The organism is Ktedonospora formicarum (genome assembly GCF_016587355.1).
GTDB classification, from domain to species: domain Bacteria; phylum Chloroflexota; class Ktedonobacteria; order Ktedonobacterales; family Ktedonobacteraceae; genus Ktedonobacter; species Ktedonobacter formicarum.
The window spans coordinates 4046734-4060715 of sequence record NZ_BNJF01000001.1 but is presented as its reverse complement, the minus strand read 5'-3'; the positions used below and the strand labels follow the sequence as shown (position 1 = coordinate 4060715).

The following is a 13982-nucleotide window of genomic DNA, read 5'->3' as shown; positions in this document are numbered from 1 at the left end:
CAAGAAGGCTGTCATATTCAATGACAGCCTTCCTTGATGTGGATATGAAGCTAGAGGCCCATCAGGAAGAGGCCACGAGCCATGATCTCACCTGCCAGAGTAAGGACGACGACCAGGTAGAGCATACCAGTAGCAGACTGGAAGGAGCGGTCACGGATCAATTTCCAGGAAAGTCCCCCCAGTATCAGAGGCATCGCGAAGCTCACCAGGATACGAAGCCAGCCAATGGCATCAGTTCCCAGGGGCGTAATCACTGGCTGCCCGGCGGGCTTCACCAGATTGGTGGGCGATTGCGTCGCGGTCACGGAAGGTGTTGAGGGTGTCGTTGGCGTCGCGGTCACACTGCTCTGCTGACTCTGAGCAGGCTGATTCGCGCGCGCGGATGTAGGACCGCTAAGTGGCAGGAAGATAATCTGCGCGATAATAGCGAGCAACACCAGAGTGGTCGAGAAGAGCAACGGGCGTCCAGAGAGCGCAGGCGTCACCAGGTACCAGTGCCCCAGCCACATCGCGGTCAAGACACCACCAAGAGCGAAAGCGGCAGCGAAGAATCCCGCGACCGTGAAGCCACCTCCGGCGATGGTTGAAGCGAGCGGACGGAAGATCATTCCCAGTACGAGAAGTGTCACCAATCCGACAATGACTGTCGCGACGCCGCTCAACAGGCGTAACGCACGCAGAATCGAACGCCGTGGCGCGGTCTGATTCTCCTGCTCCGCCTCCTCTACGGCTTTAGCGTGCGCGTCTTTTCCATCGACACCTGCCTTCTTATCCAGCAAAAGGATGAAGGTATAGGGAATCATCAATAAGAAAAAGAGCAACAGCGGGAGCGTCTGCCAACCTGTCCAGGCATGATCGAGTGAACCGTAGGTATTGAGCAACTCGGCGGTCGCGAAGCTCTGCTGGAATAAATAGGTAAGTCCAGCCAGAGCCAGATAGATAAAGGCATAGGAGACCAGGAAACCACGTTTGACCTCATTGCGCCAGTCAAGAAAGACCAGCACACTTACTGAGCCAATTGTGACTTCAGTCATGACTATGTATAGGACTAGTGGGAGTGTTTGCAGCATATGGTCGTATGTATCCTTTAAGTGCGCTATCGGGACATGGAGAGGAGGCATACACCCCTTACCATATCATCATCACACAGATTATAACGTCCTTCATGGATTGTGGCAAACCATCGACACTCGCTGAAGCTGAGCGCCTACTTATAATATTTTTCGGAAGAAGATGGTAAAATGTGAGGGATCGCTGCAATAGCGTTTTCTACGCCTCTTACACCCTATAGAACAGGTGACAGTACACCTAGTTCCTAGCCCAAATAGTTAATGACGCTGGAGACAGAATTCATTTTCGCCTTCCTCACGCGAAAGCACAACTTTCGCTGATGTTTCACGTATACTTTATAGATAGAAAGAGACAATACGCTCGTAGCCAGGCTAAACAAAATTGTGCCTGGCGATTTCTTTCTTCCCAGTATTGATACACTCGAAGGGAAGAGGCGATTTACGAATTACAAGAACCATCCCTGCTTTACCAGAATCCGCTAGCACTCCTGAAATCCGATTTTTACTATCTATTCAGGATAGAGAAGCCGAGCGGAAACTTGGAGCTAATGACTCGCGTGCTTGCATGACTACTTCATGGATACTAGATAATCATCCATCGATATTGACACAGGGTAATATGTCCCATACACTTTAGAAGGCTTACTCCTTATGCGACAACCTGTGAACGCGCCGTACCCAAATGTGGCCTGCGCTTGTCATGCCAGGATACCATACTCTTAAATATGAGGATTGGCTCCCGCCAAAGATCTACCGTTCCAAAAAGAAGAGAGTACTTATGCCACGCTGTCTTAATCCACGCTGCCAGGTGGACTATCCGCCTGGCGCTCAACAATGCACGAATCCATTCTGCCTCTGCCTGTTACCAGAAGCGCTCGTAGCCGGGCGCTATCGCATTGAGACACTAATAGGCATGGGTGGAATGGGAGTCGTTTATCGAGCCAGCGATACGTTTGAGATGACTCAGGTGGCTCTGAAGGTACTCTCATTGAAGAACAGCACAGTAGATCCACAGGTCGCGACTGAGCGCTTTCGACGTGAAGCACGTTATGCCCATCAGCTCAAACATCGAAACATCGTGCCAGTCAATAATTTTGGGCAGGATGGCGACCTTCTTTATTTAGAGATGCCACTTATGACAGGCGGCACACTTAAAGCACTCCTCAAGCCAGAGATGCCGCTACCAACGCAACAAGCCATAGGCTATATCGAAGATATGGCAGCAGCCATCGATGTCATCCATGAGCATCCTCAGCAGATTGTGCATCGGGATGTCAAACCCTCCAATCTCCTCATCGCTCAGGACGATGGACGGCTTGTTCTTGCGGACTTTGGTATCGCACGCGCCATGCAGAAGGAGAAGGCCCTAACCCAGCATGGCCTCTCACTGGGCACCGAGCACTATATTGCTCCCGAACAGGAGCAGGGAAAGGCTCAACCCGCCAGCGATATTTACGCCATGAGTGTGGTTGCATATCAGATGCTGACAGGGCTACTCCCCATCCAGGCCGTTATCAAGACGCACGCGGCGATCATCCCTCTACCAAGTAGCCTGAATCACGCTCTCCCGCCCGAGGTGGACGCCTGCGTCATGCGCGCAATGGATATAGAGCCAAGCAAACGCTACGCTAAAGCGGGCGACTTCGCGCACGACTTAAAGGTGGCCCTGGCGGGAAATTGTATCGCTTATGAGCCCACTATCGCAGACCTGACGGTTGTGACGAGCAGCGCGAACGTCATCACACGTACAGTTATGCCAGAGAATGCCTGCTCTCGATGTGGGCGCGAGAATCGCAGCAATTCACGTTACTGTCGCCATTGCGGGCAGAGCCTAGACGCGACATCTCCGGCAATTGGGGCTCAATGCGAGGTCAGTTATGAGAGCGATACTGGAAGCCAACGACAGGTAAATGAAGATATGCTGCTGCTCTTGCAAGGGCTATGCGTCAACCTACAACCGCCTCCTCACCCCTTCGCGATCTTCGCCATCGCCGATGGTTTGCGAGGATTGCAGGGACGGGCTGCCCTGGGACACGAAGCCAGTCGTCTGGCAATAGAGACCGTCGCGGATACTCTGGTGCCGCTCCTCTCCGATATCACACGCTCATACTCGCGTGGGACGCCTGTTAGAACGTCGATCACGCCTAACGGAAGCCTTACCTACAGCGGGGCACGTCCCACAAAACCCCTCAATGAGGAGGTGCTGGAACACTGGCTGGCGGACGCGATGCATCAGGCGAATCAGGTGGTCTACCATTGTAATGCTGACTATGATGCCCAGATGGCAAGCACGCTGACAGTGGCTCTGCTCTACAAATATCGCTTCTATGTCGCCAATGTAGGGGATAGCCGCGTCTATCACTTTAACAAGAAAAGTGGTCTTCGCTGCCTGACTCGCGACCATACCCTGGCGGCGAATCTGGTCGAAGCGAACCTCTTGGAGCCAGAAGAACTATACAGCAGCGCTAAACGCAACCAGCACTACCGCACGCTAGGCCAGAACTATATGATCCAGATTGATATCACGCAGCACGAAGTCGAGGCAGGCGACCTACTTGTGCTTTGTACGGATGGGGTCTGGCACATGCTACGCGATGAACGCCTGGAAGAATTGCTCCGGCAGCCCCACAGAACGGAAGATATAGCTAACCTGCTTGTACAGGAGGCAAACCAGGCAGGTGGTGAGGGCAACGCCAGCGCGATTGTCATCAATGTTCTCTAAGCCGCTGCTAAAGCGACGCGGCTACATATGAAGAGGAGAATTGTGAATGAGAGCGTGACATGAGCTGCGTACGATGGCTAGTATGCACTTCCCTCAATGCCTCCCCCACATATGTAGCCGCGTCGCTTTAGCAGCGGCACTTTAGCTGCATATGAACTTACAGCGCCTCTTCACTTTCACACAAAGGCAAAGTAACCATGAAGGTCGATCCCTGACCTGGTTGGCTTTCCACCGAGACCACCCCTTTTTGCAATCGCACCAGCCAGTCAACAATTGAAAGCCCCAGTCCATACCCACCCACGGCTTTGGAGCGCGCGGGATCGGCGCGGTAGAAGCGCTCAAAGATATGCTTTCGGTCTTCCGGCGTGATGCCAATGCCGGTATCTTGCACACAGAGATGCACATGACGCGCGCAGGTCTCCACCGAAACGGTGACACATCCCCCGCGTTTGTATATTTAAGCGCGTTATCGACCAGACTCATAATGATCTGGATCAGACGCGCGGCATCACCTAACACGCTCGCAGGCTGTAAAGTGCCACTGCGTAGGACGATATCATTCTCCTGAGCCAGCGCTTCCATACTCTCAATAACGTCGGTTGCTAAAAAATCCAGGCGCACAGGCTCATAGTCAAGTTGGATCTTCTGCTCATCCACACGGGCCAGAGCTAGCAAATCGTTAATTAAGCGCCCCAAACGCTCCACTTCCTCATTCACAGCCTCCAATACTGGAGCATACTCTTCTGGACGCTCAGATCGTGAGAGCGCGACCTCGGTCATATTGCGAATGACCGTCACAGGCGTACGCAATTCATGCGAGGCATCCGCGACAAAACGACGCTGCTGCGCGAAGGCCTCCTCTAAACGCCCAATCATCTGGTTGAAGATCATGGTCAAGTCATATACCTCATCTCGCGCTTTAGGGAGGGGAACACGCTTATGTAGATCACGGGCATTGATAGCGCGAGCCGTGCGAGCCAGGTGATGGATAGGCTTGAAGGCACGCGCCGACAGCCAGTAACTCACAAGACCACTGAAAACGAGTAGTATCAGGCAGAGCAGTATGAGCGTTGTAAGCACGGAGCGCAATTGAGCGTTAAGCGTCTCTAGAGATTGCCCGATCTGAATGATACCCACAATATGCTTATTCCAGACCAGCATCGTACTATAGACGCGCACTGACTGATTATAGTCGTCGTCGACTGTCCCATGCCAGGGATTACCATGTAACGGATCTTGAGCACTGGCACGATCCAGGGAAAGCTGGTGAAAGTTTGAGGACGCATAGATGATCCTGGTATTGGTGTCTAATACACGAACAAAAAGGTCGCGGGGCTGGTCATTTTTATTCGGCTTGACGGATAGCTTATCCTGCCCCAGTTGGTCATTGACATAGGCGGCATTCACATCCAGTTGCGAGAGTTCATAGACAATATCCGTCGTATTCAATTGCCCATGTGAGACGGTCAGCACATTCGCAATCTGCTGGGTCCGCAAATGCAGTTCGGTGTCAAAATTCGTCGCAAGATGATACTCAAAGATCATGTAGAAGACAAAAGCACACAACGAGACCAGGAGCGCGGAGACGCCAATATACCAGAGTGTCAACTGGAAACGCACACCAGGGGGATAGAATTGATGCCAATGGGCTTTCATGGTTCACTCCTTATTCGAAAACCTGAGCGCTTTACGCTCGCCGCGACCTCGTATGAGGGTTGGTTTTCGTCTAAGACCTCACTCCTTATGAGAAAACCTGGGCGCGTCATACCTCAAATGAGAGTGGGCGCTTATCACGCGGAGAGCATTGGTTTTCGTAGAAACCCTTACACAGGTTCCTTAAGCTGATAACCAGAGCCACGTATGGTTTGAATGACATTGGGCTCATTCTGGTGGCAGAGCTTACGACGGAGATAGCGGATATAGACGTCTATGACGTTGGAGAGATGTTCGGTATCACCATCCCAGACGTGCTCAACGATCATAGAACGGCTCAAGACCTGGTGTGGATGGCGCATGAAGAACTCAAGCAACGCGTACTCTTTATTGCCCAATGTAATTGAGCGCTCACCGCGCCGCACTTCATGCGTCCGTGTGTCGAGGGTAATATCCATGAACTGCAATACTGACGCAACCACGGGACCACCGCGCCGCAACAAGGCACGCACTCGCGCCTGGAGTTCACTGAAAGAGAAAGGCTTTGCTAGATAGTCATCCGCGCCCAGGTCTAAACCTCGAACGCGATGTTCGACCTCACCAAGGGCGGTTAACAACAGAATAGGCATGGTCTCACCCTGTTCGCGCAATTGACGACAAACTTCAAAACCGCTCAGACTGGGAAGGAGGATGTCTAGAATGATGAGATCATAGGGGATAGATGTGGCCATAAATACGGCGTCTTCGCCATCCGCCAGGAGATCAACTGCGTAGTGACTCCCCTCAAGACCCTTCTTCAAACTGGGACCCAGGCGAGGATCATCCTCTACTATTAATATGCGCATACAGGTTACCTCATACATGCAAAGCCGCATCGCGTTAGCTACCTCCACCACGACTCCTGCAGCATAGGCAGCTAACACGATGCTCTTACTATACCTCTTCTAGATTAGAGGGAGATGAAATCTTCAATCATTCCCTGACTTCTTGCTACCTCCAACAACTCACCATAACGGTGCTCAGAAGTCTTAAGCTACTTCATATGTAGACACGACGCTGAAGCGCAGTCACCCCTGCTCATCATGATTTGCCCTGCACCAGAAGCCAGCTACGGAGCAATTCAGCAACGCTCCATGCCTGAGCGCAACAACCAGCAGCGGTATAGGGCTCTTCCGGCTCTACAACCTCGCTGATGGTGCCAATACAGTTGCTCCACAGCCTCTCTAGAGCCGTCAGCAGCAATGGACGCAGTTGCACTCGATCTTTGTGAATGCGCAGGTAGACATCAACATAGGGACCGAGCAACCATTGCCAGGCGGTTCCCTGATGATAGGCCCCATCTCGCTGCCAGGGATCACCTTTAAAGTGTTTACGATACTCAGGGTCATTCTGGCTCAGCGTGCGCACACCAATCGGGACCAGGAGATGCTGAGTCACCTGCTGTAGGATGCTTGCGCACTGTTCCGTGGAGAGCAGATCACGACAGAGCGAAATCGCGAAAAGCTGATTCGGACGCAAGGATGCATCGACCTTCCCAGCGACCCCATCCACGTCCACCACATCATAAAGATAGCCACCTTCCGCGTACCAGAAGCGCTGAGCGAAATGCTGGCGTACCCTGGTACGCAATTGACTATATGACGAAGCATCGGTAGAGAGGCGCACCGCCCAGGACTCCATTCTGGTCAGGGCCGCATACCAGAGCGCGTTCACCTCTACGGCTTTGCCACGCCTGGGCGTTACAACCCAGTCGCCCACCTTCGCATCCATCCAGGTCAATTGCACACCATCCTCACCACCCGTAAGCAAGCCATCGGCGGCATCCATTCCAATATGAAAGAGTGTGCCCTGCACATGATGCTCAATACTCTCCTGCAAGGTTGGGAAAAGCTCTTTGAGCAGCGACCAATCGCTTGTGGTCTGGAAGTAGAGCCCAAGCGCATGAAACATCCAAAGCGTTCCATCAATGGTATTATATTCCGGACTCGCGCCCGTGTCAGGGAAGCGATTCGGGATGAGCCCATCGCGCATATATGAAGCGAAAGCCTTGAGCAGGCCACGCGCTTCGCTATAGCGTCCGGTACAGAGCAACAAGCCAGGTAACGAGATCATACTATCACGTCCCCAATCAGTAAACCAGGGATAGCCCGCGATAATCGTCTTGCGGTCAGGGGTCAGGCGTGGAGGCTGACGGGTGGCATTGGCCTGCTCATAGTCCGGGCGAGCCACGATAAACTGATCGGCGGCTATCGCCAGGCGAGCCAGAACAGGATCACTCTGTTCCAGATTGTTCACTGTACGATCAGCTACGGAGAGCAAGTGGTGTACCCGGCGCTGGTGCCGGATCAAGGCCGCATTGACAAACTCCTCATGGCTTGCCGTTCCAAACTCAGATGCGAGTGTATGCTCAGCAGTGAGAATAAGCGTCACGCGCTTTCCAACGGTCATAGACATACTAAAGATGCCCGGCTGATAAATATCCTCTTGGTTAGGCAGGCCGCGCTCGCTCTCCTGGCGATGCAAAACGCGCCAGTACCATAGGCCAGTAGGTGAGAAAAATGCCGTGGGATCAGCGATCAGATGATAAAGCGGTGCGCCATCATATGCCCGAACCCGGCAACGATTGTTCTGGGAGTCCACAATAAAGTGCCAGTCGTCTGACCCTTGCGTCGAGCTATGGTAATCGCGTGAGAGACAGAATGGAACCAACGTCAGTGTCAGTGGCTCATCCTGCTCCTCGTCCGTCATGCCCTCCAACATATATTGCACATATGTCGTGTTCTGCCCATATTCCATCCAAATACGCTTGACAAGTTGTAGCTGTTCCGTGAGGCGATAGTGAAAGCAGGGAATATCACCCTCAAGGGTCACCTGCTCTAAATACTGGTATCCCTGGGGATCGATAGAGCCATCGTGATATTCATTCACGCCAAGCTTCAGAATCTCCCCACCCGGCAAGGCAACTTCTTCATCCAACTTGCTAACTAATACGGTTCGCGCTACAGGTGGCTGAAGAGCCGCCACAAGCAAGCCATGATAACTACGAGTCGTCGCGCCACAGATTGAACCAGAGGCATAGCCTCCCAAGCCATTTGTTACCAGCCACTCATGGTTGAGCGCCTGTTGCGCATTACCACAGATATCGCGCCCTACCGCCAGACGCCAGGGGTCAGGAAGTTCCTGTTGGGCTGATTCAGCAGTGTCCCGCTCCAGAATCATACAATAACGCTCCTTCTACCAACATGCCTGTACACTGTATCTCTCGTAGATTGACATATAAATCGATATCAGATAGTACACATAGAAACACATTGCAAGTAGTGCAGGATTAGCGCGAATAGTTGAAAAATTCACACTCTGTCGCAGTTTAGCACGCCTAAATGTCTGCGTCCAGTGGAGCTTTATCTATAGTAGAGATTTTTACAGTTCGCAAGCTCCTCGGCTCGCGCGGCAAGCTCTTATGGTAAGAACATAAAAGTGTGGTGGTCGAAATTTTCAACCACCACACTTTTATGTGTTCTCTATGTAGCCACGACACTTTAGCCAATGCCGCCCGATCAAGAGACAAAGGCTCGTTTCATGCGATCAAGGGCGATCTGGATGCGCGACTCGGGTGTGGTCAGTGAGATTCGGACATAGCCTTCACCAGCAGGACCAAAGTTGGTGCCTGGAGTAAGGAAAATACCCATCTTATCGAAGAGGTAGTCAGCGAACTGCCGCGAGGTATAGCCCTCTGGCACACCTGCCCAGATGTAGAGACCTGCCTTCGAAGGTTGCACACGCATCCCCAGGGCCCGACAGCCTTCCAACATCAGATCACGCCGATGCTGGTAAATGGCATTGCGCTCCTGAATCCAGCTTTCAGGCAGATTCAATGCTTCAATGGCTGCGTACTGTACGGGGCGGAAGATGCCACTATCAATGTTGCTCTTCAATAGCGCGACCGCGTTCACCAGTTCTCGGTTGCCCACTAACATGCCGATACGGAAACCCGCCATGTTATAGGTCTTGCTCAGCGAGTGCAGCTCGACCGCGACATCCTTCGCGCCCGGAATCTCTAGCAGACTCAAGGGACGGAAACCCTCATAATGCACTTCGGCATAGGCCATGTCATGTACAATCACCAGATTGTACCGACGAGCGAAATCCACAGCCTTCTCAAAGAAGGCCCGATCAGCACAGGCTGCGGTTGGATTGTTAGGATAATTCAGCCAGAGCAGACGTGCCTTCGCCAGGACCTCGGTGGGAATGCCCTCCAGGTCTGGCAGATAGCCACTCTCCTCGCGCATTGGCAGCATATAGGGTTGTGCGTTAACGCTCGTCACGGAGGAAATATATACTGGATAATAAGGATCAGGAGTAAGCGCGATGTCACCGGCGTTCAACACGCACGCGGCGGAATAGACCAGGCCCTCCTTTGAACCAATGAGAGGCATGATTTCTTGCTCAGGTGTTAATGCCACCCCGAAACGACGCTCAAACCAGCCAGCTATCGCTTCATGCAGGGCACGCATGCCCCGGTACTCGGGATAGCGATGGTTCTCGCCGTCCCGCATGGCGGTGCAGAGGCGTTCGACTACCTGCGGGGGCGCGGGTAGGTCGGGATCTCCAACCGAAAGATTGACCACATCCACGCCCTGCGCTTGCTTATCCGCGATACGCTGCTTGGCGTTGGCGAAGTGAAATGGTGGCAAGGAAGTGACTAAATGTGAGAGCTGTACCAAAGCTGCTTCCTCATCTCTAGTGAGCTGACCCCTCGCCCCGGCGGTGGCTCGCGGGATCATGGAATGCCGTTGGGCTTGCTGAAGACATCCCATAACCCTTGCGAAGCGCTTTAGCGCTGAGAAGTCTTTATCTTGAATAGTTATGTTTGTTATACCACAGGTTCAGCGGCGAACCAGTTCTTCCCCGTTTTCATATCTACCTTTATCGGCACTTTTTGTGGCACTAACAGTTCACCTACGCCCTCCATCACCGCCTTGACCATGCGCTTCACTCTTTCTAGCTCTTCAACTGGCACCTCGAATACAAGCTCGTCATGCACCTGAAGAATCATGCGCGTCTTCATTCGGTTCGCGAGCAAGGCATGCTGTAAGCGTAACATCGCGATTTTAATCAGGTCGGCGTTAGAACCTTGAATAGGCATGTTGATAGACTCGCGCTCAAGCGCCTGCCGCTCCACATGCGAGAGCACACGCATATCGGGAATGAAGCGTTTGCGCCCGAAGTAGGTGTTAACATAGCCCTGCTGGCGAGCCTGTTCCAAGGTACTATCAACATAGACCTTGATGTTTGGGAAGGTCTCATGATAGCGCTTGATGAACTCAGAAGCTTCAGCCGGGCGCATGCCAGTAACCTGGGAGAGGCCATAGGCCGACTGGCCGTAGAGTACGGCATAGACGACGGTCTTTGCTAATCGTCGCTGATCTTTCGTTACCTCTTCTACTGGTACCGTGAAGAGTGAGGCGGCGGTAATTGTGTGAATATCCTCGCCCTGGTTGAAGGCTTCAACCAGGCGGGGTTCATTGGTGATGTTCGCTAGAATGCGCAACTCGATCTGTGAGTAGTCAGCCGTGAGCAAGACATAGCTTGGATCGGAGATAAAGGCACGCCGGATCTGTCGCCCCAGTTCAGTACGAACCGGAATGTTTTGCAGGTTCGGGTTACTGGATGAGAGTCGTCCACTGGAAGCTATCGTCTGATTAAAGGATGTATAGACGCGCCCGGTATTACGATCCATCAGCGTGAGCAGGCCATCAATATAAGTCGACTTGAGCTTGCTCAACTGTCGGTATTCCAGTAGCGAGTCAATCGCGGGATGCATTCCGCGCAGTCCCTCAATCACATCGGCGCTGACCGAGTAGCCAGTCTTCGTCTTCTTGCCAGCAGGTAACTTTAGCTCACCAAACAGAATCTCGCCGAGCTGCTTGGGTGAATTGACGTTAAAGCGATGCCCAACAGCATCATAAATGGTCTGCTCGGCTAGTTGGAGTTGCTCATCCAGTTGCGTGCCAAATTCATGTAGGAAGTCGGCATCAAGTGCGACACCATAGAGCTCCATCTGCATCAAGACCTTGATTAGAGGCTGCTCTAGTTTATAGAACAGGTCCAGCAGGCCATGCTGACGCAGGTCATTCAAGAGCGGTGCGACCAGGCGCAAGGTCATATCGGCATCCGCGCCTGCGTAGTCGGCGGCCCTACGCACCGGCACCTGAGACATGCTAATCGCTTTGCTACCACTCCCGATCAACTCGCTAATTGGTGTCATCAGAATACCTAGGCGCTGAAAGACCTGATCTTTCAGGCCCAGACCTCTACGTCCTGGCTCAAGCAAATAGGAAGCAACCAGTGAATCAAAGCTCATGCCCTCAACATTGATACCAGCACGCAGCATGACTGCGATATCATACTTCGCGTTATGCATATACTTCTCAATACTGGCATCTTCCATGATGGGCTTCAGCTTCTCCAGCACCAGGCTCAAGGGAAGCTGAGTGCCGGGCTCCTGACCATCAACACCCGCGATGTGCCCCACAGGAATATAGTATGCCTCACCCGGAGCCATCGCGAAGGAGAGCCCCACCAGATCCGCTTTGCGCTGGTCCTCAGAAGTTGTCTCGGTGTCGAAGGCAAACTGGCCCGCGCTACGCAGGCTCTTCACCAGCACATCCAGTCCCTCTTCGCTATTAATGACCATGGTACTTGTCTGTTGCTGGACCTCTACATCTCCCAGGAAGAGCGAGGTTTCGACCAGGGCTGGTCCCGGTAAGCGCAGTTTCCGCGCGACTTCGCCTTTGGGCTCTGATGTCTCAAAGAGGGTTAATTGCGTTGGTCCCTCGTCAAGCGTCTCCTCTTCCTCCACTATGGCGGTGGCGTTTGCTGAAGTTCCGCCAATGGTCTGCACCTCGCGCTTTTCAGCAACGGCAGAATAATGTTCAGCATGTGGTGCGTTCTCAAGAGGAGAATCCGGAAGCGGCAACACAGGCACAATTCCGATTGGAGGAGCGAAAAGCAATTGATCGCGCTTGCTCTCCTCCCGAGGCTCTATCCTCGCTGGAGTTGGCTCACTAACGGCGCTCTCACTTGGGGAACCTTCTGAGGTAATAGGAATGCCAAGTTGACGGAAGAGGGCAAAAGCTCGCTCCACCTGGGAGCGGAACTCTAGCTGGCGGAAGAGAGTCAGCACACGTTCGCTATCAACGTGTGTCATGCGACAGGATGGCAGGTCGAGTTTGACAGGGGCATCCAGCACAATCGTCGCCAGATACTTGCTCTGGCGCCCCATCTCCCCACCCTCCTGTAAGAGCTTCTGCTCCTTGGGCTTCAGATCATTGACATGCGCCAGCACATTCTCCAGACTGCCATAATCCACCAGCATACGGGTAGCAGTCTTCGCGCCAATACCCGCTACGCCAGGAATATTATCGGATTTGTCGCCCACCAGCCCCTTATAATCAGGAAGTGCACGCGGTGGCAAGCTATAGCGCGCGATGACTTCCTTCTCGTCGTACTCCACCACCTCAGAAATACCGCGTTTGGCGACCTTCACCAGCACATGGTCATTCACTAATTGCAGTGTGTCCATATCACCGGTATAGATAATGGTATCGACGCCCTGCTCTGATCCTTGAACGGAGAGCGTACCCAACACATCATCGGCCTCAAAGCCATCCTTCTCATAGATCTGAATTCCAAAGGCTTGTACAACCTCACGAATCCGGCTAAATTGGGGGCGCATATTATCGGGCAGCGTCGGGCGATGTGCCTTATAAGGAGTGTAGTGCTCATGGCGGAAGGTTGGCGAAGGTCGGTCAAAGGTGACCGCAATATAGTCTGGTTTCTCCTCTAGTAGCGCCTTCATGAGCATAGAAGTAAAACCGAAGGTCGCGTTGACCGGCTCCCCACTACTCGTTGATAGATCCTCTGGCACCGCGTGGAAGGCGCGGTGAATAATGGCATGCCCATCAATGAGCACCAGTTTTTGTCGTTTTGTTGCTTGTGACATATCAGAACCCTAGCTCTCTCAACATCGATAATCGCCTCACTTTACATCTTCTGCGAAAACCAACGCCGCTAGTCGCGGCTAGCGCTCAAGTTTTCGACTAGGAGTAATTGTTCTTTTTTGGGGGCGCGAACCCGGTAAGAGCCCTTATTGTTGTGTCGCGTACATTCGCGCCATACCAGCAAAGCAAGCCAGCTTCTAGGGGATAGAGACTTCTCTAGCAGGACCAGCATCCTTCGCAAGGTGCCAGTTCACTACTGCTGTATTTTAGTATGTTTGCGCGAATATGTATAGTATAGTTAGCTGGCAGGCAGTGTTGTAGGTAGTTTCGTTGCGTCGTCAGTTACGCAATGAGAGAAACAGACTACTTGAAAACAATAGAGTATCATGCTAGGACTCTTACAGCAACTGTCAGTGTAGCAGTGCCAGACAGCCCTTGAGGGTAATGTCCATCAGGTGCCTCCAAGTCTGGAGGCACCTGGAAACATGGGCAAGTCTCGTAAAGTAGGAGCACTCATTGAAGGAGAGCACCAGA

Annotated in this window: 7 protein-coding genes; 1 reads left to right on the top strand and 6 read right to left on the bottom strand. The window is 52.7% G+C overall.

All coding sequences use genetic code 11. The annotated features are described in order from the left end of the window. Positions 1–50 precede the first annotated feature (50 nt). On the bottom strand, positions 51–1070 hold the full coding sequence (locus K3T82_RS17485; protein WP_220194725.1) for a hypothetical protein: 1020 nt from the start codon (positions 1068–1070) through the stop codon (positions 51–53). 778 nt (positions 1071–1848) lie between these two features. Between K3T82_RS17485 and K3T82_RS17480 the strand changes: the two genes are divergently transcribed. Further along, a complete protein-coding gene (locus K3T82_RS17480) occupies positions 1849–3792 on the top strand; it encodes a protein kinase domain-containing protein (RefSeq protein WP_220194724.1) in 1944 nt (647 codons plus the stop codon). A gap of 141 nt (positions 3793–3933) precedes the next feature. On the opposite strand, the gene K3T82_RS50870 is transcribed toward K3T82_RS17480, so the two are convergent. From K3T82_RS50870 to polA, 5 genes are all read right to left on the bottom strand, one after another. After that, complete coding sequence (locus K3T82_RS50870) at positions 3934–5448, bottom strand: histidine kinase dimerization/phospho-acceptor domain-containing protein (protein WP_220194723.1); 1515 nt, start codon at positions 5446–5448, stop codon at positions 3934–3936. A gap of 167 nt (positions 5449–5615) precedes the next feature. Beyond that, positions 5616–6290, bottom strand: coding sequence for a response regulator transcription factor (locus K3T82_RS17470; RefSeq protein WP_220194722.1), 675 nt, complete (start codon positions 6288–6290; stop codon positions 5616–5618). Between the two features lie 235 nt (positions 6291–6525). Further along, a complete protein-coding gene (locus K3T82_RS17465) occupies positions 6526–8664 on the bottom strand; it encodes an amylo-alpha-1,6-glucosidase (protein ID WP_220194721.1) in 2139 nt (712 codons plus the stop codon). Positions 8665–9002: 338 nt separating this feature from the next. Next, positions 9003–10169: an LL-diaminopimelate aminotransferase gene (locus tag K3T82_RS17460; RefSeq protein ID WP_220194720.1), complete on the bottom strand. Its 1167-nt coding sequence runs from the start codon at positions 10167–10169 to the stop codon at positions 9003–9005. 149 nt (positions 10170–10318) lie between these two features. Then, complete coding sequence (gene polA / locus K3T82_RS17455; protein WP_220194719.1) at positions 10319–13450, bottom strand: DNA polymerase I; 3132 nt, start codon at positions 13448–13450, stop codon at positions 10319–10321. Positions 13451–13982: the final 532 nt, after the last annotated feature.